Source organism: Streptomyces silvisoli (genome assembly GCF_029269905.1).
GTDB lineage: Bacteria > Actinomycetota > Actinomycetes > Streptomycetales > Streptomycetaceae > Streptantibioticus_A > Streptantibioticus_A silvisoli_A.
Genome location: NZ_JARJBC010000018.1, coordinates 45,720 through 66,944 on the forward strand (window position 1 = coordinate 45,720; position 21,225 = coordinate 66,944).

A 21,225-nucleotide genomic window follows, 5' to 3' on the forward strand; every position below is an offset into this window, starting at 1 on the left:
TCAGCGGGCCTGGGTGGATGCCTGGCGGTCTGCCGTAGCGGTGTTCGCGCCGTCGACCACCTCGCCCGCCACCGTGCGCTGCTCGCCCGCCGGGGTCTCGTCCTTGAGCGCCTTGGTCTCCGCCTTCAGGATGCGCATCGACTTGCCGAGTTGCCGGGCGGTGTCCGGCAGCCGCTTGGCACCGAACAGCACGATCGCCACGACGGCGACGATCAGCAGGTGGGTGGGCGTGAACAGGTCGCGGATCACAGCAACTCCTCAAGCGTGGACAGGGCGGGCCTGGGCGTCTGGCGACGACCGTTCCGATGGCAGGCTACCTTCCCCGCCGCCGTCCGCGTCAGTCGAGTCATGGGACCACCGCTTGGCGATCACCGCGCAGACCATGAGTTGCATCTGGTGGAACAGCATCAGCGGCAGGATCATCAGGCCCGCGTGCCCGCCGAACAGCACGCTGGCCATCGGCAGCCCGTTCGCCAGGCTCTTCTTGGAGCCGCAGAAGACTATGGCGGTGCGGTCCGCGCGGGAGAAGCCGAGCCTGCGGGAGGCCACCGAGGTGAGGCAGAGCACCAGGCCGAGCAGCACCGCCTCGACCCCGAGCAGCGCCGACAGCCGGGCCGCCGTCACCTGGTGCCAGATGCCGTGCACCATGCCCTCGCTGAACGCCGTGTAGACGACGAACAGGATCGAGCTGCGGTCCGCCAGTGCGAGCACCTTCTTGTGGCGGGCGACGAAGCCGCCGATCCAGCGCCGCAGCAACTGCCCGGCCAGGAACGGCGCCAGCAGTTGCAGCGCGATGTCGGCCAGACCGTGCGCGGAGAACCCGGCACCGCTGGAGTGCAGCATCAGCCCGGCGAGTACCGGTGTGACGACCATGCCGAGCAGCGCGGAGTACGTCCCGGCGCAGATGGCCGCCGAGACGTTGCCGCGCGCGATCGAGGTGAACGCGATCGAGGACTGGATGGTCGAGGGCAGGATGCACAGATAGACGAACCCGGTGTAAAGCTGCGGGGTCAGCACGTACGGGACCAGGCCGCGGGCCGCCAGGCCCAGCAGTGGGAACAGCGCGAAGGTGCTGAGTACCACGGTCAGGTGCAGCCGCCAGTGGCTCAGCCCCGCCAGTGCCTCACGGCTGGAGAGCCGGGCGCCATAGAGGAAGAACAGCAGCGCGATCGCGAAGGTGGACGCCCCGTCGGCGACCGGCGCCGCGGCGCCCTTGGCGGGGAACAGCGCCGCCAGGCCCACGGTGGCGACGAGCGCCACGATGAACGGTTCGATCGGCATCCAGGACGGCCAGGACGGCAGCGTGACGCGGCGCATGTCTTCTCTCAGTCGGCTGTGGGGCAGGTCGGTACCAACGAGTGCACGCCTTCGTGGGGAGGGGGCGGTGACCCTGGTCAGCCTGCTCCTCACCAGGCTCATTGTGAACCCCGTTCACCGAACTGATAATCATCACAATTCACGATAACGGGGCTACCATCGGGGACGTGTTCGATCCCACGCAGTTGCGGACCTTCCTCGCGGTGGCGCAGACCCTGAGCTTCACCCAGGCCGCGCACCGGCTGGAGCTGCGGCAGTCGACCGTGAGCCAGCACGTGCGCAAGCTGGAGGAGACCGCCGGGCGGCAGTTGTTCCTGCGCGACACCCATGGCGTGGAGCTGACCGAGGACGGCGAGGCGATGCTCGGCTTCGCCCGCACGATCCTGGAGGCCAACGAGCGGGCCGCGGGCTTCTTCGCGGGCACCCGGTTGCGCGGACGGCTGCGCTTCGGCGCCTCGGAGGACTTCGTACTGAGCAGGCTGCCGGAGATCCTGGAGCGGTTCCGCCATGACCACCCCGAGGTCGACCTGGAGCTGACCGTCGAACTGTCCGGCACCCTGCACCAGCAACTGGCGGAAGGGCGGCTGGACCTGGTACTGGGCAAGCGGGCCGCCGGGGAGACGCACGGGCGGCTGGTGTGGCGGGACCGGCTGGTGTGGATCGGCGGCGAACGGCTGCGGATCGAACCGGACCGCCCAGTGCCGCTGATCCTCTATCCACCGCCGAGCATCACGCGGGCCCGCGCCCTGGAGGTGCTGGAGCGGGCGGGCCGCTCCTGGCACATCGCCTGCACCAGCGGCAGCCTCAGCGGGGTGCGCGCGGCGGCGCTCGCCGGGCTCGGCGTGGTTCCGCACGCCCAGGGGCTGGTCCCCCCGGGCCTACGCACCCTGCCCGCCCGGTCCTGCGGGCTCCCGGAGCTGGGCGGGGTGGACTTCGTGCTGCTGCACGGGCGGCGCGCGACGGCGGCCCAGGAGCCCGCCATGGCGCTGTCCCGGGCGGTGCTCGCCGCGGGCGACCGACTGCACCGGCCGATGTGACCTCAGCGCGGCCCTTCGTAGGTGAGCTGCTTGACCTGGCGCAGGATGGGCGCGGTCTCGACCTGCTGCACCCCGTCGAGGCCGCCGATCCGCTCGCTCAGATACCGGTACAGGCCCGAGGTGTCCCGGCAGACGGCGACGGCGACCACGTTCGACGGGCCGGTGATGGCCGCGGCGAAGACGATCTCGCGGTGTTCGGCGAGTGCGGCGCCCACCGATGCCAGGGCGGACGGGGTGACGGTCAGCCAGAGGGTGGCCTTGGTCTCGTATCCGATCAGGCCGGAGTCGAACTGGACGTCGACGAACAGCACACCGCTGCGCCGCAGTTGCTCCAGGCGGCGCCGGACCGCCGACTCCGACTGCCCCGTCACCTTCCGCAGCTCGGTGACGGGGGTGCGGCCGTCGCGTTCCAGCGCGGCCAGCAGCAGCTCGTCGGTGGCGTCGAGCACCACCGGGTCGGGTCCCGGCGGATCCACCGGTGGCGGGGCGAGCGCGGCGACCTGCTCGGGCGCGAGTATCCGCGACTTGGTGAACCAGCCGAGCGATCCGCCGTAAAAGGTGTGCAGCAGGCAGTGCGCGCTCACCGCGGTGACCCGCGGGGTGCGCTGGAGCTTGTCGAACAGCAGGCTGTCGCGCTCGTCGCGGCTGCGCGCGACCATCACGCAGAGCACCTCGGTACCGCCGGACGTCAGGCCGACCCAGGAGGTGTCGGGGCGCCGGGCGAGCGCGGTGGCCAGTCCCTCTGCGGCGTCCGGGGTGCAGCTCAGCCGCAGGTACCAGCGGGTGCGGCCGAGCCGGGTCCCGTCGGTGACCCCGATGACCCGCAGGCCGCCGCTGGTGCGCAGTCTGGCGTAGCGGCGGGCGACGGTCTGGTCGGAGACGCCGAGCACGCCGGCGATCCTGCTGAACGCGGCCCGGCCGTCCAGCTGCAGCGCCTGTAGCAGCTGGAGGTCCAGCTCGTCGGCGACGAGGGAATCCACCGCTCCACCGTCCTCGAATGTCGGTTTCCGCCGCCGCTCTCGCTCTGCCTGGCACGTATCGGCGCCGTCCGTTCATCGTACGTACCGCAACCAACGAACGAGGCAAGGGGCTTTCCATGCGCAAGTGGGCACCGCTGATCGCGGTCTGCCTGGGTACGTTCATGCTGCTGCTCGACGTGACGATCGTGACGGTGGCGCTGCCGGACATGGCGGGGGCGCTGCACGCCTCACTGTCCAGCCTGCAGTGGGTGATCGACAGCTACGCCCTGGCGCTGGCCGCGCTGCTGCTGGGCGTGGGATCGGCGGCGGACGTGCTGGGCCGCCGCCGGACGTACGTGGCCGGGACGGTGCTGTTCGCCGCCGCGTCACTGGCCTGCGGGCTCAGCTCGAGCGCGGGGATGCTGGTGGCGATGCGCGGGGTGCAGGGGGTCGGCGGCGCGGCGATGTTCGCGACGACGCTCTCCCTGCTCGGCGCGGAGTACCAGGGCCGCGACCGGGGTGTGGCGTTCGGCGTGTGGGGCGCGGTCTCCGCCGCCGCGGCGGCGCTCGGCCCGGTGCTCGGCGGCCTGCTGACGCAGAACCTGGACTGGCGGTGGATCTTCTACGTCAACCTGCCGGTCAGCGTGGCCGCGGTGGCGCTGACGCTCCGGATGGTCGGTGAGTCGCGGGGCCGAGCCGGGCAGCGGGTGGACGTGTTCGGCACCCTGTCCTGGACGGTCTTCGCCGGTACCGGGGTCTACGCGGTGGTGCGCGCGGACGCGGTGGGCTGGGGTTCGGCGGCCACGCTGGGCACCCTCGCGGTCTCCGCGGTGGCGCTGCTGGTGTTCCTGTTCGCCCAGTTGCGGGCGGCGGATCCGATGCTGGATCCGCGGCTGTTCCGCGGCGCGTCGTTCAGCGGTGTGATGGCGGCGGCGTTCGCGATCAGCGCGGCGGCGTTCGGCGTACTGCCGTACACCTCGATCTGGCTGCAGACGGTGTTGGGGTTCAGCCCGCTCAAGGGCGGGCTGGTGCTGGTACCGCTGGCCGCCGCGTCATTCCTGGCGGCGGCGGTGGGCGGACGGCTGCTGCACGGTGTCCCCGCCCGGCTGACGGTGGGCGTCGGCATGCTGCTGATCGGCGCCGGGGCGCTGGCGCAGGCCGTGCTGGGCGCCGGCTCCGACTGGCCGTCCCTGCTGCCAGGGCTGATCGTGGCGGGCGTCGGCGTGGGCGTGGCCACCCCGGCGCTGTCCCAGGCGGCGCTGTCCTCGGTACCGCCGCACCGGGCCGGGATGGCGGGCGGCGCGGTCAACACCTTCCGGCAGCTCGGCTACGCGCTCGGGGTGGCCCTCTTCGGCACCCTGGCCGCCTCCCGGATGACCCACGCCCTGACCGGTGAGGCCGCCGACCCGCACGGCACGGCGCAGGCCCTCGCCGGTGGGGCCGCGCGGCAGCTGCTGTCCGCCCGGGTGGCCGCCCCGCACGCGCTGCGGGCCGCCTACGCCTCGGGCCTGGACGCCGCCGCGCTGGCCGCGGGTGCGGTGGGGATCGTGGCGGGCGTACTGGTGCTGCTGCTGGTCCGTACCCCGAACGCGCCGGTGCCGGGCCCACGGCGGGCGGCGGAGCAGGTACCGGTGCGGGCCAACGCGGGATGAACGGGAGTCGGCGTCGGCCAGCACCTGTAAGGCGCGGGTGAGTGCCCCGGAAAGATGGCGGAGAGATTCGGTGCAGATCCACGGTCCGTTACATCGCGGAAACCGTAAGGTAGTTCCCGAAGTTTCCGGCATAACGCGACGACACGGGTGATCACCCGGCCGACAAGTCCGGATTCGCCGTATCTGCAGGCCTCTCCCCTGGCGCGACAGGATCAGGTAGCTTACGGGCCCGCCCGGCATCCTTGCCCCACGGGTCCGCTTTACGGCCACTGTTCCCCTCCCGGGCGACAGCACCATCGTCGAAGCGCCGCGCGGGGCGCTCCCGAGGAGCAGAATTGCGCGAGTTCAGTGTCCCGCCACTGGCGACGGCGCCCCAGGTCGGGGGACTGGCCGACGCCGTGTACAGCAACGCCGCGCAGGCGCCCGACCATGTGGTGCTGGGGCGCAAGACGGACGGCGCATGGCGGGACGTGACCGCGGCACGGTTCCGCGACGAGGTGCTGGCGCTGGCCAAGGGACTGCTCGCCACCGGGATCCGGTTCGGCGACCGGGTCGGGATCATGTCCCGTACCCGCTACGAATGGACGCTGTTCGACTTCGCGTTGTGGTCGATCGGCGCCCAGCCGGTGCCGGTCTACCCCACCTCGTCGTCGGAGCAGGTCTACTGGATGCTCCACGACTCCGGCGCGGTGGCCTGCGTGGTAGAGCACGAGGACCACGCGATGACCATCGGCGCGGTGGTCGACCGGCTGCCGCAGCTCACCCGGCTGTGGCAGCTGGACGCCGGTGCGGTCGCGGAGTTGACCGCCGCTGGAGCACACATCGACGACGACGTGGTCGACCGCCACCGGTTCGCGGTGACGCCCGACGCGGTGGCCACCGTCATCTACACCTCCGGCACCACCGGCCGTCCCAAGGGCTGTGTGCTGACCCACGCCAACTTCATGGCGGAGGCCGACAACGTGGTGGCCCGCTGGGAGCCGGTGTTCCACTCCAGGCCCGGCGACGAGGCGGGCACTTTGCTGTTCCTGCCGCTGGCACACGTCTTCGGCCGCATGGTGGAGGTCGCGGCGATCCGCGCCCGGGTGCGGCTGGGCCACCAACCGAGCCTGGCGGCGAGGGACTTGCTCCCCGACCTGGCCGCCTTCCAGCCCACCTTCACGCTCGCGGTGCCGTACGTCTTCGAGAAGGTCTTCCACGCCGCGCGCCGCAAGGCGGAGGCGGATGGCAGGCTCGGCCCGTTCGACAAGGCCGTCGAGGTGGCGGTGCGCTACGCGGAGGCGCAGGAGCACAAGGCGTTCGGCACCGGCCCCGGCCCCAGCGCCGCGCTGCGGATGCAGCACCAGGTGTACGAGAAGCTGGTCTACACCAAGGTGCGCGCGGCGCTCGGCGGCCGGATGCGGCACGGGATGTCCGGCGGCTCGGGGATGGAGCGCCGGCTCGGGCTGTTCTTCGCCGGTGCGGGCGTGACCATCTACGAGGGGTACGGGCTGACCGAGTCCACCGCCGCCGCGACCGCCAACCCGCCGGAGCGCACCCGGTTCGGCACCGTGGGCCAGCCGGTGCCGGGCACGACCGTGCACATCGCGGACGACGGGGAGGTGTGGCTGCGCGGCGGCCAGGTCTTCGCCGGGTACCTGAACAACCCCAAGGCGACGGACGAGGTGCTGCACGACGGCTGGCTGGCCACCGGTGACCTGGGCGCGCTGGACGACGACGGCTATCTGACCATCACCGGCCGCAAGAAGGAGATCCTGGTCACCAGCGGTGGCAAGAGCGTCTCGCCGGTGCTGCTGGAGGAGCGGGTGCGGGCGCATCCGCTGGTCGCGCAGTGCGTGGTGGTCGGCAACGACCGGCCGTACGTCGCGGCGCTGGTCACCCTGGACCCGGACGGGGTGACCCACTGGCTGTCGATGCGCGGCAAGCCGCCGCTGCCGCCCGCCGAGCTGGTCCGCGACCCGGACCTGGAGACCGAGATCCGGCGGGCTGTGGTCGCCGCCAACACCCTCGTCTCGCAGGCCGAGTCCATCCGTACGTTCCGCATCCTCGCGGCGCAGTTCAGTGAGGAGAAAGGGTTGCTCACCCCCTCGCTGAAGCTGAAGCGGAAGGCGATCGAGAAGGCCTACTCGGTGGAGATAGACGCGCTGTACCGGGCCTGAGCAGCGGCTTTCGGCCACACGACACGGCGCCACTCGAACGGAGGGGAATGCCTGGCAGGTGGCTCCTCGTTGGAACAGGGGAGACATCGGAGTCAGAGCTAAGGAAACGACTGCTCGTGAGCAAAGTCCCCGCCATCACCCTGAACAACGGCGTCACGATGCCGCAACTGGGCTACGGCGTCTGGCAGGTTCCGGACGCGCAGGCCACCGACGCGGTGCGCACCGCCCTGGAGGCCGGTTACCGCAGCATCGACACCGCCGCCGCCTATGGCAACGAGGGGGGCGTCGGCCGGGCGATCAGCAGCTCCGCCATTGCGCGTGAGGAAATCTTCGTCACCACGAAGGTGTGGAACAACCACCACGGCTACGACAGCACCCTGCGGGCCTTCGACAGCTCGCTGTCCAAGCTGGGGCTGGAGCGGCTTGACCTGTACCTGATCCACTGGCCGGTGCCGTCCCGCGACCTGTACGTGGACACCTGGCGCGCGCTGGAGAAGCTCTACGCCGACGGCCTGGTCCGGGCGATCGGCGTGTGCAACTTCCAGACCGCGCACCTGCGGCGGCTGCTGGACGAGACCGACGTCGTGCCCGCGGTGAACCAGATCGAGCTGCACCCCCACTTCCAGCAGGCCGAGCTGCGCGCCTTCCACGCCGAGCACGACATCGCCACCGAGGCCTGGTCCCCGCTGGGCCAGGGCAAGGGGCTGCTGGACGATCCGACGATCGGCAAGATCGCCGAGAAGCACGGCCGCACCCCGGCCCAGATCGTGCTGCGCTGGCACATCCAGCTCGGCAACGTGGCGATCCCCAAGTCGGTGACCCCGTCCCGCATCGCCGAGAACATCGACGTGTTCGGCTTCGAGCTGGACGGCGACGACCTCGCGGCGCTGGCCGGGCTGGAGACCGGCACCCGGCTGGGCCCGGACCCGGACACGTTCGACATGATCTGAGCCCTCGGGTGCCCGCCGGTGAGGACGGCGGGCACCCGGAAATCCGGATGCGCGCCATGCCACCGGCCGCGGGTATGGGCCCGTGGACGTCATGAACGACGCGCCAGCGGAGCGCTTCATGGCCCAGCCGCCGCTGTACCCCGCGGTCGAGTGCGAGCTGGAGCGCGCGGACGGCGGCTACTCCCCCGTCGAGTTCGCCATCCGCGCCGGCCCGCAGGCCGCGGCTACTGCCGCTTGGCCGCCGGGAGTTGCTTCCCGGTAGCGCCGTCCACCAGCTTGCGGTTGTCCAGCGGCGCCTTCAACGTGGTGCTGACCTGGGTGAGTTGGGCGATGTCCGGGCACATCTGCCCCGGCTTCTGGTGCTTGGTCACCTGCACGGTCAAGGTGACGTCCGACGTCGCTTCACTGGCCCGCAGCGCGACGGTCTCGCAGCCCCCGCGTACCGCTTCTGTGCGCAGCGTACGGCCGTCGGAGGCAACGGTGACCTGCTTGGTGATCGGCTGGTCCTTCGGCTGACCGGCGGCGGTACCCCCGCCGGGGGCGGCGCTCGGGGCGTGTGAGCCGCTCGGGCTGGTGGAGGTCGGGCCGCTGGCCGGGGAGACGGTTTTGTTGCCGCAGCCGGTCAGGGCGGTGGTCGCGGCGATGGCCGCCGCGGCGGTCAGAGCAAGAAGTCGTCCGTTCATGTGGATGTGACGCATGAGGCGCGATCCGGGTTCCGTCCCCGCGGACCACGTGGCCCGGCAACGGCGACGGACGTAGCCTCACCGATCGAATTGACGATGACCCATCCACCTCCGGACACCTCTGCCCAGGCCCGGGGCCAGCGCCTTCAGGGGGAAACGTCGACCACTCGCCACCGTCGCGGCCACCGAGCCCGCGCAGAGGCGTCCATGATGTGGAATGACCTGTCCCGGATTGCGAGATCGGCCTACTCTGCCGCTACCGGACCGAAGGCAGGGAATCTTCCGAAGGGAGCCTCACCATGGCCGCGTACACCCATGGACACCACGAGTCCGTACTGCGCTCGCACCGCTGGCGCACCGCGCGGAACTCCGCGGCGTATCTGACCGGGCGGCTGCGGCCCGGCATGCGGCTGTTGGACGTGGGCTGCGGGCCGGGAACGATCACCGCCGACCTGGCCGAGCTGGTCGCCCCCGGACGGGTGAGCGCCGTCGACACGGCCGAGAGCGTGCTGGAGTCGGCCGCCCGGGTCGCCGCGGAACGCGGCCTGGACAACGTCGAGTTCCGCACCGCCGACGTGCACGCGCTGGAGTTCGCCGACGACACCTTCGACGTGGTCCACGCCCACCAGGTGCTCCAGCACGTGGCCGACCCGGTCCAGGCGCTGCGCGAGATGCGCCGGGTGTGCAGGCCCGGCGGCATCGTGGCGGCCCGGGACTCGGACTACCACGGCTTCGTGTGGTATCCCCAACTGCCCGCGCTGGACGAGTGGATGGACCTGTACCAGCGATGTGCCCGGGCCAACGGCGGTGAGCCGAACGCCGGGCGGCGGATGCTGGCCTGGGCCCGCGCCGCCGGGTTCACCGACATCACGCCGAGCACCAGCACCTGGTGCCACGCCGACGACGCGGACCGCGCCCACTGGGGCGGCATGTGGGCCGACCGCATCCTGCACTCGGCCATGGCCGACCAGGCCCGCCGGGACGGCATGGTCACCGAGGACGGCCTGCGCCGCATCTCGGCCGCCTGGCGCACCTGGTCCGCGGACCCCGACGGCTGGCTGAGCGTTCTGCACGGCGAGATCATCTGCCGCGCGTGACCGGCGCGTCGGCGGATCAACGCCCGGCGCGGCGGCCCTTCATCAGGACGTAGACCAGGACACCGGCGAACAGGAACAGCGTGCCCTGGTACACCGCCGCGTATCCGGCACCGGCGACCAGCCACATGGAGAAGCCGAACGCACCCAGCGCCATGACCACGTCGCGTGCGAAGCGACCCGGCCGCACCTGCTCGCGGCGGCCGGAGACCAGCCAGTACAACTGGGCGGCGGCGGCCAGCAGATAGGGCACGGTGGCCGAGAACGTGGTGATCAGCACCAGGATGTTGAACACCCCTGTGGCGCCGGTCGTGTAGTTGACGACGGTGAGCAGCGAGGCGAGCACCACGCCGACGAGCACGCCGAAGGTCGGCACGCCACGCTGCTTCTTGGTGAACGCGGCCGGGAACAGCCCGTCCTGGGCGGCGGCGTAGGGGGCCTGGGCGCTCATCAGCGTCCAGCCGTTGAGCGCGCCGATGATGGAGATCACCGCGCAGACCGCGATGAGCGTGCCGCCCCACTGGCCGCCGAACATGTTGTTGACCGCGTCGGAGAAGGGGGCGGAGGACTTCACCAGGTCGCGGTGCGACACGGTGCCGAACACCGAGACGGTGCCGAGCAGGTAGACCAGCGCGGCGCCGATGGTGCCCAGCACGCTGGCCCGGCCGACGTTGCGCTCCGGGTCGCGCACCTCGCCCGCGCTCATCGCGGCGGACTCCACGCCCACGTAGGAGTAGAGCAGCAGCGCGGCCGAGGCGGAGATCCCGCCGAGCAGGTTGCCGCCGCTGGGGTCGAAGGGGCCGAGGTTGTGCGGGTCGAAGAAGAACAGACCGATGACGGCGACGAACAGCAGCGGCAGGAACTTCAGCACGGTGGAGACGATCTGCACCGCGCCGACCCAGCGGGTGCCCGCGAGGTTCGCCAGCGCGGGCAGCCAGAGCGCGGCGAGCGCCACCGCGAGGTGGGTCCACTTGGAGAAGTGGCCGGGGAAGACCACGTCGATGTAGCCGACGGCGGCCACCGCCAGCGCCGCGTTGCTGACCCAGGTCATCACCCAGTACGACCAGGCGGACAGGAACCCGGCGAAGTCGCCGAACGCCTCCCGGGCGTAGACGTACGGTCCGCCGGTGCGCGGGTTGCGCTGGGCGAGGCGGCCGAAGACCAGGGCGAGGGTGATCGCGCCGACCGTCAGCACCACGAAGGCGAGCAGGCTGAGCGTGCCGAAGGGGGCGACGGAGGACGGCAGCAGGAAGATGCCGCCGCCGATGATGTTTCCCATCACCAAAGCAGTGGCGGTGGGCAGCCCGAAGCGCCGCGCGTGATGGGTCCCGTTCTCGGCCGGGTCGGCCGGCGGGGCCATGGTCTCGCTCGCGGTGTCGTGCATGGGTGTACGCGCCTCTCCTGCGTCCCGCCGCCGCACCGCACATCGCCGGGACCGGTGCGGTCGCACCGGTCCCGGCGATGACACGACGGAAGGTTGTTCTCCTTGTTCGGAGCGTCCCCATGGTGGACCAGCCCGCACACGTCAACAAATCGATCGCGGTTGTTTCGGGCCATGACCCCGCGCACGGTAAATGTTGCGGTCCGGCCGCCGTCGGACCGCAGAAACGCCGAAGGGCGCACGGCCCGGGCTTCCGAGCCGTGCGCCCTGTCCGGGCGGACGGGATCAGGCGGCGTCGCGGCGCCGGCGCAGTCCGAACGCGATGGCCCCACCAGCGGCGATCACCAGGCCGGCGGCCAGCCCGACGGGCAAGGCCGGGAAGGACGCACCGGTCTCGGCGAGCTGCTGCTGGGCGATGTCGTCGGTGCTGGCGGCGTTACCGGTGTTGTCAGAGATGCTGGAGTCACCGGAGTTGTCGGAGCCGCCGTGCGACGGCGGAATCGACTTCACCGAGGCGACGGAGCCGTCCGAATTCAGCAGCACCTGCTGGTTGTTGGGGTGCCTGAAGTCGAGCAGCGCCCCTATCGAGGTGGCCCGCTGGTCGAAGGAGCCGTCGCCGATGCGCCGGGTGCCCCAGTTGTCCTCGATGAACTTGGTGATCGAGGTCTGCTCGGTCTGGGTGTGGTCGACCTTGTTCACCTTGCTGAACGGGGAGATCAGCAGCAGCGGCTGCCGGGCGCCCGGTCCGCAGCGGTCCGCGTAGCCACCGGCGGGCGCGGGGCCCGCCTGGCAGGCGGGGTTGTCGACCGCCCTGCCGTCGGAACCCTTGGCGGAGTCCTTCGAGCCGTTCAGCGGCGGCGCGAAGACGTGGTCGTACCAGCCGTCGGAGTCGTCGTAGGCGAGCGCGATCGCGGTGTCGCGCCACTGCGGCGACTTCTGGATCTGGTTGATCTCCTTGACCAGGAAGTGCTGCTCGTCGATCGGGTCGGAGTAACCGGCGTGGCCGTCCTGGTAGGCCGGCGCCTTCAGGAAGCTGACCGAGGGCAGTCTGCCCGCCTTGACCACGGCGTCGAAGTCGCTGAGGTCGTAGTTGTGGTTGGCGCGGCCGTTGTGCCCGATCTCGTTGATCGAGGCGGGCGCGAGGTGGTGCGGGTTCGAGGTGGACTGGTAGTACTCGAACGGGTCGTGGTGCGGGCTGTAGTCCTCCACCGCCGCGCCGCCGACGTTGGTGTGCGTGGTGCCCTTGCACTGGGCGTACGAGCCCTGCCGGCCGTTCCACGGAGTGCTGGGCCGGAAGCCGCCCTGGAACCAGCCCCAGCTGACGCCCTTGGCGTTGAGCCGGTCACCGATGTTCGGGCCGGTCATCTCGGCCAGCGCGTCCTTGGCGGTGTGGTCCTTGTTGGCGCAGTCGTCGAAGGCCGGGTCCGGGTCGTTGATCACGGTGCCGACGCCTTTGGCGTTGGGCGACTGGACCGTGTACGGGTCGGGCGTCTTGGTCTGCTTGGGGTGCTCGGTGCCGGAGGCCGGGTCCACCGAGACCACGCCGTGCGTCTGCCCGGAGACCAGCTCCAGCGCGCCGGGCGTCGACGGGCCGTAGGTGGAGCCGAACGACTTGTCGTTGAGCGTGTAGTGCTGGGCGTAGTTCCACAGCGCGGTGACGGTGTTGCCGTCGTAGTAGTCCATCGCCAGGCCCGGTTCGCCGAACAGGTTGCCCGAGCACTTGCCCGAGTCGGTGTTCTGCACGAACTGGTCGGCCTTGCCGCCGTCGTACGCGTACTGCTCGGGGCTGTAGTCGTGGTTCTGGTCGCAGGTCATCGCCTGCGACGGGCTCAGCCGCTGCGGGGCGTACTGGTTGGGGTTCTTCGTCAACAGCCCCGCGTTGGCGAGGGTGTTGGTGTCCTTCGGGGTCTTCGGGGACGCGGTGAACTTCGTGCCGTCGCTGTTCGCCGCCTTGGGGTAGGTGGCGAAGTAGTGGTCGAAGGAGATGTTCTCGTCGAAGATCACGACGAGGTGCTTGACCGGCGTGGCGGTGCGCACCGGTCCGCCGTGGGCGGGCGCGGCGATCGCCGGTGCGGTTCCGCTCGCCGCCGCCAGCACAGCTGCTCCGGCCAGCGCTCCCCACCGTGCCGCCCGGCGCCGGGTACCGGCCGGTGTCACTCTGACGGTCATGCCATGCCCTCCGTAAGCTGCGGTATGCCGCGTTCCGACCGGTGATGCTGGTGGCCGGCCGGGGCGGTACGGCGGAACTGCGATGACATCGAAGTGAACAGTTCACGTCAAGAGGGCGCGCCCTAGCCAGTCGTCGCGGTCCCGCACGCCGGGGAGGGCGAAGAAGTAGCCGCCGCCGAACGGTGAGATGTAGTCCACCAGCGGCTCACCCGCCAGCCGCTTCTGCACCGCGGTGAACTGCCGGTCCAGGTCCTGCTGGTAGCACAGGAACACCAACCCCATGTCGAGGTTGCCGTTGGAGTCCATCCCCTTGTCGTAGTTGTACGCGCGGCGCAGTATCCGCTGGTCGTCGGTGGCCGGTGTGCGGGGGTTGGCCAGCCGGATGTGGCTGTCCAGCGGGATCACGTCGCCCTTGGGGTCCTGGGGGTACTGCGGGATGTCGCTCTCGGCGTCGCCGTCCAGGGGCGCGCCGCTGTCCCTGCGGCGGCCGAACATCCGCTCCTGTTCGCTGATCGAGACCCGGTCCCAGAACTCCACCAGCATCCGGATCAGCCGCACCACCTGGTAGCTGCCGCCCGCGGTCCACGCCGGTTCCCCCGAGCCGCTGGCCGGGATCCACACCAGGCGGTCCATCTCCCGGGCGTTGGAGGTGTCGGGATTGGCGGTGCCGTCCTTGAACCCCATGTGGTTGCGCGGGGTGCCGGACGGGCGCGGTGCGCTGACGAAGCCGTCGATCCGCCAACGCACCTGCGCCCCGCCGCGGGTGTGCCGGGCGATGTCGCGCAGCGCGTGCAGCACGGTGTCGGTGGAGTCGGCGCACAGTTGCAGGCTCAGGTCGCCGTGGCACCAGGCCGGGTCGAGGTCGTCGTCCGGGAAGGTGTCCATCGCCCGCAGCCTGCGCGGCTTGCGGGCGCCCAGCCCGAACCGGCCGTCGAACAGCGAGGCCCCTGCGCCGACGGTCACGGTCAGCCGGTCGGCGGGCAGTCGTGGGCCGAGGGTGCCGGAGTCGGCGGGCGGCTCGGTGATGCCGAGGGACGGCGGGGTACCGCCCTCGGTCAGGAAGCGGGCCCGCTCGGTGATGGTGCGCAGCAGATCGGTCAGTTCACCCCGGTCGGCCGCGGTCACGTCCAACGCGGCCAGCACGCACTGGCGTTGCGAGGCAGTGGTGACGCCCGCCTGGTGGACGCCGTGGAACGGGATGGTGGAGGGCGCGTCGAGCGGCGCGGCCTGCGCGGCGTCGGCGCGCACCAGACCGGTGGTGGCGGCGCCGGTGATCCCCGCGGCCGCGGCGCCGCGCAGGAAGAAGCGGCGGTCCAGCCCGGTCATGACGTCCTCCGTACATCGCATACCGCGGCGACCGCGGCGAGTTGCTCCACGGCGGCGCCGGCGTCGGCGTCGACCCGCTCGCGCTGGGTGCGGCTGAGGGCGTTCAGCGCGGTCCAGTGGCCGTCGGTCTCGAACCCGTCGAGGGTGCGCTGCATCCGGTCCAACGCGGCGTCCACCCGCGGGAGTTGCGGGAGGCGGGCGGCGGTCAGCAGCGGCCGCAGGTAGCCGAGCGCGGTCCTGGTGCCGTCGAGGTTGGCGCGGGCGGTGGCCAGGTTGCTGCCGCTGCCGTAGTCGGTCCGGCCGGTCAGCTCGAACTGAACGGTGTTCTCCAGGATCTCGTGCGCCCGCAGCCCCAGTTGCGCGGGGTCCATCCGCGCCTGCGACCAGCCGGACCGCAGTTGGTCCACGTCCTTGCCCAACTGGTCGGCGGGGAGGCGCAGTTGCTCGGCGCTCTGACCGTGCCACAGGCCGTACTCGATACGGTGGAAGCCGGTGAAGCGCGGATCCGAGCTGCCCCGCGGCAGTCCGGCGGTGGTGCCGTTGATCGCCTTGTCGGCGTCGCCGAAGGTGCCGTACGCGGCGCCCATCCGCTCGTACACCAGATGCGCGGGCAGCCAGGCGGCGCGCGCGGCGTCGAGGTCGCCGCTGTCGACGGCGTCCTTCAACGCGCCGACCCTGTCGGCGAGCTGGCCCATCTGGCCGCCGATCCACTGCTGGTAGGCGATGGTGGGCGGGATCAGGTCGTGTTGGCTGACCGGTACCGCGGCGGGTCCGGCGGCGGCGTGACCGGCGATCCGGACCGTGGGGCCGGTCACGGCGTCGGCGTCGTCCGGCAGGCACTTGAACGCGTAGGAGCCGCCGCCGAGGGTGACCTGGAGCGGGCGCGTGGTGCCCGGGGCCAGGCCCTCGACCTCGCCGTAGACCGCACCGGTGCCGGGATCGACGAGATCCACCTCGGCGGGGCCGCTGGAGGCGTTGTGGACGTCGAACACCTGGTCGCCGCCGTGCCCGTCGGTCCAGCCCTGCCCGCAGTCGCCCGCGGACATCGTCACCCGGGTGTGCGGCAACCCGTCCGGGTACGCGGCGCTCTGCCGCGCCGCGGGCCGGCCGGTACCGTCCATCGCGCTCACCAGCACCGCGACCACCACGGCGACCGCCACCAGCGCACCGCCCGCCGACAGCAGCCCACGCCGACCGCGCGGTATTCGTGGGCGGATCACTCGGCGGCTCCAGCGGGCACGGGACGTAAACGGCGTGGACACCAGTGCGAAGGGCAGGGGTGCCGCCGCTCATCGTAGGGAGCCGGACAGCCCCGCACCTATGCGCGCGGGGCCGGGAAACCGGGAATTCGACGGGATTTCACCTGTCCGGCATGTCCCGGCGGGCCTAGATGCAATACCGGTGACTTAGTGATCTTTTCGGCGGCTTGGTGTGGTCTTGGTGGGCTCGACGGTCGTGACGGTCGGCGTGTCGGGTCGTGGCGGGTTGATGTGCTCGGGGCGTTTGAGTTTCCAGTTGGCCATCTTGCGTTTGATCACGCGGGGGTTGGACCGCAACCGTCGCGGTGGCAGCAGTCGTTCACAGACCTCAGACAGGCTCTGGGTCAGTGCCCGGGCGAGTCGGGAGGGGGGAAAGCGCCGCCTGGCCGGTGACGTGGCGGCGGACGACGCGAAGGGTGCGAGTGAAGGAGATCCGGTCGGGATCGCAGCCTTCATCCCGCGCGGCCTGGTGCATCAAGTCGCGTAGCGCGTGGTGGATCAGCAGGAACGCGAAGATCTCCTGCTCGACGCCTGTCGGGTGCTGGGAACGCAAGACAAGGCGGGGACCGCCCTGGTGGGTCTTGATCTCATCCAGCGTGGTCTCGATCTCCCACCGCTGGGCATACAGTGCGGCCAACTCGGCTGCCGGTGCGGCCTTCGGGTCCAAGATGGTGGTGATCAGCCGGTAGACCGTGCCGTCGGCGGCGGGGCCAAGGGTGTACTCGATGACCCGGACGGTGATCGGGTCCGCGCGGCGGTTCTTGTCCCGGGCGGCGACGATCTGCGACAGGTACGAGCCGTCGCCAAGCGTCCGCACGACCGGCAGGACCGCGCTGTTCTTCACCCGCCACAGCAGGTCGGCGCCGGTTGCGGTGGCAGCCCGCCACAGGTCGAACCCCACGAAACCCCGGTCGGCCAGCACCAGCATTCCTGCAGCCAGATGGTCGAACAGGCACCGGGCCAACGCGGTTTCGTGCACGGCAAGCGGACCGGCTTCAGCGGCGAAGACCGCATGGGTGCCGCACTCGACCAGCGCAGCCACCCGCGCCTGCGGAAACGCCCCCCGCTTCTGCCCGCGCGAGGATCCCGGACGGCCGAAATAGGCGTCGTTGGCCTCGGTGTCGGGCACGTCGAAGGTGGTGCCATCCACTGCGACCAGCCGCCAGCGCCGGTACCAGGCCCCGACGGTCGCCTCGGTGGCCACCGGCCGGCACACCCGCGCGAACAGCACCTTCAATGGTTCGGATCCCAACCGCAGCCGGGCCCGGCCGATCGCCCCCGTCGATGGCACCCGCCACGTCCCCTCCCACCGCCGCTCGTCTTGGAGCCCGCAGGTGAGCAGCCGCGCGACCTCCTCATAGCCCTGTCCCGAAAACAGGCACATCGCGAGTACGAAGTACAACACCACCCGCGCAGGCAGAAGCCGACGACGCTGCTCGACCCGCCCGCATTCAGCGATCACCTCATCGACCAACTCCGGCGGGAAGGCACGTGTGAGCACACCGAGCGCGATGCGATCCGACAACCGCTCCGTCGCGGATGACTTCACCTGTCCGGGCCTTGGCACACCACATCCAACGACCCAGACCGGCCAAAGTCACCGGTATTGGGCCTAGATGGGCATCACGCGGTCCGCCTGCGGTCCCTTCGGCCCCTGGCTGGTCTCGTACTCCACCCGCTGGCCCTCCTCAAGGGAGCGGTAGCCGCTGCCCTCGATGGCCGAGTAGTGGACGAACACGTCCGGGCCGCCCTCGTCCTGTGTGATGAAGCCGAACCCCTTCTCGGCGTTGAACCACTTCACGGTGCCTGTCGCCATCACTCATGGCCTTTCGTGCGCTGCCGCGGCGGCTTCGACACACCGCCCGCGATCTCGTCAACAGCATCCACGATCAGGTGCCATCCAGCACCCGCGAACCGCCGATCGGCAGATCCCACAGATCCTGCCGGGGGCGCCCGCTGGCGACCCACGCCGCCCGGCAACGGGTCAGCGGCTCCAGCGGCGGCTCGGCGGAGAGCAGGAACGTCGCCCAGTGCATCGGGGCCATCACCCGCGCGCCCACGTCGAGGCAGGCCTGGACCGCCTCCTCCGGATCGGTGTGCACCGAGCGCAGCAGCCGCCTGGGCTGGTAGGCGCCGATGGGCAGCAGGGCGATGTCGATGTCCGGGTGGCGGCGGCCGATCTCGCGGAACCAGTGTCCGTACCCGGTGTCCCCGGCGAAGTACAGCCGCTGCCCCGCAGGGTCGCTGAGCACCCAGCCGCCCCACAGCGAACGGCAGGTGTCGGTCAGGGTGCGCTTGCTCCAGTGGTGCGCGGGCACGAACTCGAAGCGCACCCCGCCCAGTTCGGCCGCCTCCCACCAGTCCAGTTCGGTGACCCGGGTGAAGCCGCGGCGGCGGCACCAGCGGGCCAGCCCGGCCGGGACGAACAGCGCGGTGTCGCGCGGCAGCCGCTTGAGGGTGGGGGCGTCCAGGTGGTCGTAGTGGTTGTGGCTGATGACCACCGCGTCCACCGGCGGCAGGTTCGCCCAGGGCACGCCGACCGGGGTGACCCGGGCAGGGGTGCCGAGGATCCTGCGGGACCACACCGGGTCGGTCAGCACGGTCAGGCCGCCGACGCGGACCACCCAACTGGCGTGTCCCACCCAGCTGATGGCCAGCGTCCGGGCGTCCACGTCGGGCAGCCCGGCGGGCCGGACCGGAAGCCTGGGCAGGTCGGCGAGGTCCTCACGGCGGGGGCGCAGACCTCCCTGGCGGCTGGCCCGGAACATCTCCAGGAAACCCGGGAGCGGTTCGGTCATCCGGGCGGCGAAGGACCGCGGCCAGACCCGCCGCTCACCGATGGGCCGCGGACGGCTGTCGGTGCCGGGCGCGCCGGTGGGTCGCGGCGCCGTGGGGCCGATATGGGGCCGCTCGGCCTGATCAGGCCGTTCGCTCTGTTCGGTCTGATCGGTCATCAACGCTCCAATCGGTGGGGGCACCTTGCGGCTGCCGGACGGGACCGAGGGCGGGGCGCCCGTTGACGGTGTTTCAGGCGGCGGTCAGTTCGCGGAAGGCGGTGCCGAGCGCCGCCAACGCCTCGGCGACCTGCGGCACCCGCAGCGGTTCCGCGGCGTGCAGCGCGGCTTCCCGCTCGGCGGGCGTGCCGCCGTACAGCACCGAGGTCGTGATCCGTACCCGCAGCGCGGCCGGGTCATCGCCGAACCAGGGGCCCGCGACGGCTCCCGGCAGCCGCTCGGCCAGCGCGTCCGGGCCGGTGACGCCGTGCTCGGCGAGGGCTGGGCGCAGCGGGCCGAAGTCGGGGTAGAGCTGGTGCCCGGCCTGTGGCGGCAGGCAGAGGGCGCCCAGTCGGGTGACGGCGCGGTGCGCGGCGGCGGCCACGGCGGCGTGCAGCCGTACGGCGGCGGCGGTGCGCTCCCGTAGCGCGGCGGGCTCGGCCAGGGCGAGTGCGGCGGCCTGGGCGACGGGGGCGGCCGGTACCGCCCGCTGCGCGTCGAGCAGATCGCGTACCGGGCCGAGCAGAGCGCCCGCCGGCTCGCCATGCGGGAACCGCGCGACGGCCGCGGGCCAGGAGGGCGGCAGCAGTGCGCCCGCCAGGTCGGTGAGCACCACGGTCTGCCGGGGGAACGACTCGGCCGGGCTGAGCAGCACGGTGTGCGGGTCGTGCAGCGCGTCGCGGTACGTCTCGTCGCAGGCCACCAGCACCGAGGCGGCGGCCGCCGCCTCGCACACCTCGTGCAGCAGCTCGGGCGGGGCGACGGTGCCGGTGGGGTCGTCGGCGACGGAGACCACCAGCAGCCGCGGCTGCGCTCCGCCCTCCCGGGCCCGGCGCAGGGTCTCCAGCAGCGCCACCGGGTCCGGTAGGCCACCGCACTCGGGCGGGGTCGCGACGGGATGGACCCGGCGGCCGAGCACCCTCGCCTGCGCGGCGTACCAGGCCGTCGCGGGACTGGGCACCACCAGATCACCGCCGACCGCCGCCAGCAGGGCGAGCAGCAGCGGCGCCGGCCCCGGCGCGAGCAGCACCCGGTCCGGCTCGGTGGCCAGCCCACGCCGCTCCCAGTAGCCGCAGGCCGCGGTGCGCACGGCGACATCGCCGCCGGTCGGCTGCGGCGGCGCGTCCCGGGCCTGGGCGAACCGGTCGGCCAGCTCGGGGGCCGCGGGGAGCCCGGGATCGGGGCGGGAGAGGGGGGAGCCAGCCGCCGTGCGGTGCATCCGTACCTCCATGCGGCGGGCGTCGCGGCCACGGGACGGGGCTCAGACGCAGGCGGCGCGGGCGCGGGCGCCTGCCCTGGTACGGCCGGGAGCCGGGCGGCGCTGCGGGTGACGCCGCAGGTACTCGCCCTCCAGCGCGGCCATCCGCGAGCTGTGCGTCCGCAGCGCGTCCGACGATCCGTACAGCAGCGTCTCGTGCCGGGTGCGGTGGATGGCCTCCAGTTCCTTGATCAGCAGGCGGTCGTCCAGCCGCTCGGGTGCCACACCGTTGTAGTCGGCCATGGGCGCGTCCTTCCCGGCTCGGTCCTTCCGGTCCCGCCACGGCGGTCGCCCACGCGAAGCGCGTCCCCGTGGGGAACCGCGGCCAGCCCTGACGCGGCCAGTATCGCAACGGCCACCGGCCCCCGCACGCCCGCTCGCCTGTCCGGCGGACCCCGCGCCGACGTACGCGGCGCCCGCTAGTCGGTCACGGGTGCCTCGCGCTGTTCCAGTTCCGCGAAGAACCGTTCCACCAACGCGCTGTCGCGGGCCGTCTCGTCAAGCGGTTCGCCGATGACGCGTCCGGCTAGCTGGACGGCGAGCGTCCGGACGTCGTGCCGCAGCTCGGCCTCCGCGAGGGCCCGGTCGGCGGCTACCTTCGCCAGACCGGCCGCCACGGTCTCCTCGCGCTGCCGTACGCCCTCCTCCCGGATCCGGGCGAGCAGTGCGGTGCCCTCCTCGATCCGGCCCTGCCGCTCGCGGGCCGCCTCACGGCGCGCCTCGGCGATGATCTCGCGCCCTTCCGCGGCTGTGCGTTCGGCCTCGGCGGCCTGTTCCTCGGCCTTCGCCAGCCCGCCGTCGATCAACTCCTCGCGCTGCGCGATGACCTTCGCGATGCGCGGCAGGAGCACCAGGCCGAACATCCCGAAGACGACGAAGAACAGGACGAGCCCGAGGACGAGCTCAGTGGTGTCCGGCTTCAACGGTCCCATGGCGTAAGGGTATTGAAGCCCCACGCGGCCGTTCGCGACGGGGTGGCGGCCCACCG

General features: G+C 71.8%; 20 protein-coding genes. 6 read left to right on the forward strand and 14 right to left on the reverse strand.

Translation table 11 applies throughout. The features are described from left to right. Entirely contained in the window at positions 1–249 is a 249-nt protein-coding gene (gene tatA, locus P3G67_RS25340) for a Sec-independent protein translocase subunit TatA (protein ID WP_276095562.1), read from the reverse strand. Between the two features lie 9 nt (positions 250–258). Continuing rightward, positions 259–1,317: a bile acid:sodium symporter family protein gene (locus P3G67_RS25345; protein WP_276095563.1), complete on the reverse strand. Its 1,059-nt coding sequence runs from the start codon at positions 1,315–1,317 to the stop codon at positions 259–261. A gap of 167 nt (positions 1,318–1,484) precedes the next feature. Between P3G67_RS25345 and P3G67_RS25350 the strand changes: the two genes are divergently transcribed. Beyond that, a complete protein-coding gene (locus P3G67_RS25350) occupies positions 1,485–2,354 on the forward strand; it encodes a LysR substrate-binding domain-containing protein (RefSeq protein WP_276095564.1) in 870 nt (289 codons plus the stop codon). Positions 2,355–2,356: 2 nt separating this feature from the next. On the opposite strand, the gene P3G67_RS25355 is transcribed toward P3G67_RS25350, so the two are convergent. Continuing rightward, positions 2,357–3,334, reverse strand: a complete 978-nt coding sequence (locus P3G67_RS25355; RefSeq protein ID WP_276095565.1) for an Lrp/AsnC family transcriptional regulator — start codon at positions 3,332–3,334, stop codon at positions 2,357–2,359. 116 nt (positions 3,335–3,450) lie between these two features. Here P3G67_RS25355 and P3G67_RS25360 point away from each other — a divergent pair, with 116 nt between their 5' ends. From P3G67_RS25360 to P3G67_RS25375, 4 genes are all read left to right on the forward strand, one after another. Further along, positions 3,451–4,965, forward strand: coding sequence for an MFS transporter (locus P3G67_RS25360; RefSeq protein ID WP_276095566.1), 1,515 nt, complete (start codon positions 3,451–3,453; stop codon positions 4,963–4,965). A gap of 335 nt (positions 4,966–5,300) precedes the next feature. Beyond that, the gene (locus tag P3G67_RS25365; RefSeq protein ID WP_269858863.1) at positions 5,301–7,124 is read left to right on the forward strand and encodes an AMP-dependent synthetase/ligase; all 1,824 of its coding nucleotides are present in this window, start codon (positions 5,301–5,303) and stop codon (positions 7,122–7,124) included. A 116-nt stretch (positions 7,125–7,240) separates the two neighbouring features. After that, the gene (locus tag P3G67_RS25370; protein WP_276095567.1) at positions 7,241–8,074 is read left to right on the forward strand and encodes an aldo/keto reductase; all 834 of its coding nucleotides are present in this window, start codon (positions 7,241–7,243) and stop codon (positions 8,072–8,074) included. Between the two features lie 91 nt (positions 8,075–8,165). Beyond that, entirely contained in the window at positions 8,166–8,336 is a 171-nt protein-coding gene (locus tag P3G67_RS25375) for a hypothetical protein (RefSeq protein WP_276095638.1), read from the forward strand. Here P3G67_RS25375 and P3G67_RS25380 read toward each other — a convergent pair. Continuing rightward, complete coding sequence (locus tag P3G67_RS25380) at positions 8,299–8,772, reverse strand: hypothetical protein (RefSeq protein ID WP_269858865.1); 474 nt, start codon at positions 8,770–8,772, stop codon at positions 8,299–8,301. The genes P3G67_RS25375 and P3G67_RS25380 overlap by 38 nt on opposite strands. A 284-nt stretch (positions 8,773–9,056) precedes the next feature. On the opposite strand from P3G67_RS25380, the gene P3G67_RS25385 reads away from it, so the two are divergent. Next, complete coding sequence (locus P3G67_RS25385; protein ID WP_276095568.1) at positions 9,057–9,854, forward strand: methyltransferase domain-containing protein; 798 nt, start codon at positions 9,057–9,059, stop codon at positions 9,852–9,854. Positions 9,855–9,870: 16 nt separating this feature from the next. Here P3G67_RS25385 and P3G67_RS25390 read toward each other — a convergent pair whose 3' ends face one another. From P3G67_RS25390 to P3G67_RS25435, 10 genes are all read right to left on the reverse strand, one after another. Continuing rightward, complete coding sequence (locus P3G67_RS25390; RefSeq protein WP_276095629.1) at positions 9,871–11,211, reverse strand: amino acid permease; 1,341 nt, start codon at positions 11,209–11,211, stop codon at positions 9,871–9,873. A gap of 306 nt (positions 11,212–11,517) precedes the next feature. Further along, positions 11,518–13,401 (reverse strand): phospholipase C, encoded by a 1,884-nt coding sequence (locus tag P3G67_RS25395; RefSeq protein ID WP_276095569.1) that lies wholly within the window; start codon positions 13,399–13,401, stop codon positions 11,518–11,520. 102 nt (positions 13,402–13,503) lie between these two features. After that, positions 13,504–14,727 (reverse strand): iron uptake transporter deferrochelatase/peroxidase subunit, encoded by a 1,224-nt coding sequence (efeB, locus tag P3G67_RS25400; protein ID WP_276095570.1) that lies wholly within the window; start codon positions 14,725–14,727, stop codon positions 13,504–13,506. Continuing rightward, the gene (locus P3G67_RS25405; RefSeq protein ID WP_276095571.1) at positions 14,724–15,947 is read right to left on the reverse strand and encodes an EfeM/EfeO family lipoprotein; all 1,224 of its coding nucleotides are present in this window, start codon (positions 15,945–15,947) and stop codon (positions 14,724–14,726) included. Before P3G67_RS25405 ends, efeB begins: the two co-directional genes overlap by 4 nt. A 367-nt stretch (positions 15,948–16,314) precedes the next feature. Continuing rightward, entirely contained in the window at positions 16,315–17,553 is a 1,239-nt protein-coding gene (locus P3G67_RS25410; RefSeq protein ID WP_276091975.1) for an IS4 family transposase, read from the reverse strand. Positions 17,554–17,598: 45 nt separating this feature from the next. Continuing rightward, positions 17,599–17,802, reverse strand: a complete 204-nt coding sequence (locus tag P3G67_RS25415; RefSeq protein ID WP_269858870.1) for a cold-shock protein — start codon at positions 17,800–17,802, stop codon at positions 17,599–17,601. 73 nt (positions 17,803–17,875) lie between these two features. Next, positions 17,876–18,940: an MBL fold metallo-hydrolase gene (locus tag P3G67_RS25420; protein WP_276095572.1), complete on the reverse strand. Its 1,065-nt coding sequence runs from the start codon at positions 18,938–18,940 to the stop codon at positions 17,876–17,878. A gap of 73 nt (positions 18,941–19,013) precedes the next feature. Continuing rightward, complete coding sequence (locus P3G67_RS25425; RefSeq protein WP_276095573.1) at positions 19,014–20,198, reverse strand: aminotransferase class I/II-fold pyridoxal phosphate-dependent enzyme; 1,185 nt, start codon at positions 20,196–20,198, stop codon at positions 19,014–19,016. A 42-nt stretch (positions 20,199–20,240) separates the two neighbouring features. Further along, positions 20,241–20,480, reverse strand: a complete 240-nt coding sequence (locus P3G67_RS25430) for a DUF6158 family protein (RefSeq protein ID WP_269858873.1) — start codon at positions 20,478–20,480, stop codon at positions 20,241–20,243. Between the two features lie 176 nt (positions 20,481–20,656). Continuing rightward, positions 20,657–21,169: a F0F1 ATP synthase subunit B family protein gene (locus P3G67_RS25435; RefSeq protein ID WP_276095574.1), complete on the reverse strand. Its 513-nt coding sequence runs from the start codon at positions 21,167–21,169 to the stop codon at positions 20,657–20,659. Between the last annotated feature and the right edge of the window lie 56 nt (positions 21,170–21,225).

Bases quoted from the DNA above. Each gene is read 5' to 3' on its own strand.
- P3G67_RS25345 (WP_276095563.1), bottom strand. From the start codon at position 1,317: ATGCGCCGCGTCACGCTGCCGTCCTGGCCGTCCTGGATGCCGATCGAA.
- P3G67_RS25360 (WP_276095566.1), top strand. From the start codon at position 3,451: ATGCGCAAGTGGGCACCGCTGATCGCGGTCTGCCTGGGTACGTTCATG.
- P3G67_RS25375 (WP_276095638.1), top strand. From the start codon at position 8,166: ATGAACGACGCGCCAGCGGAGCGCTTCATGGCCCAGCCGCCGCTGTAC.
- P3G67_RS25380 (WP_269858865.1), bottom strand. From the start codon at position 8,772: ATGCGTCACATCCACATGAACGGACGACTTCTTGCTCTGACCGCCGCG.
- P3G67_RS25385 (WP_276095568.1), top strand. From the start codon at position 9,057: ATGGCCGCGTACACCCATGGACACCACGAGTCCGTACTGCGCTCGCAC.
- P3G67_RS25390 (WP_276095629.1), bottom strand. From the start codon at position 11,211: ATGGCCCCGCCGGCCGACCCGGCCGAGAACGGGACCCATCACGCGCGG.
- P3G67_RS25395 (WP_276095569.1), bottom strand. From the start codon at position 13,401: ATGACCGTCAGAGTGACACCGGCCGGTACCCGGCGCCGGGCGGCACGG.
- efeB (WP_276095570.1), bottom strand. From the start codon at position 14,727: ATGACCGGGCTGGACCGCCGCTTCTTCCTGCGCGGCGCCGCGGCCGCG.
- P3G67_RS25415 (WP_269858870.1), bottom strand. From the start codon at position 17,802: ATGGCGACAGGCACCGTGAAGTGGTTCAACGCCGAGAAGGGGTTCGGC.
- P3G67_RS25420 (WP_276095572.1), bottom strand. From the start codon at position 18,940: ATGACCGATCAGACCGAACAGAGCGAACGGCCTGATCAGGCCGAGCGG.
- P3G67_RS25425 (WP_276095573.1), bottom strand. From the start codon at position 20,198: ATGCACCGCACGGCGGCTGGCTCCCCCCTCTCCCGCCCCGATCCCGGG.
- P3G67_RS25430 (WP_269858873.1), bottom strand. From the start codon at position 20,480: ATGGCCGACTACAACGGTGTGGCACCCGAGCGGCTGGACGACCGCCTG.
- P3G67_RS25435 (WP_276095574.1), bottom strand. From the start codon at position 21,169: ATGGGACCGTTGAAGCCGGACACCACTGAGCTCGTCCTCGGGCTCGTC.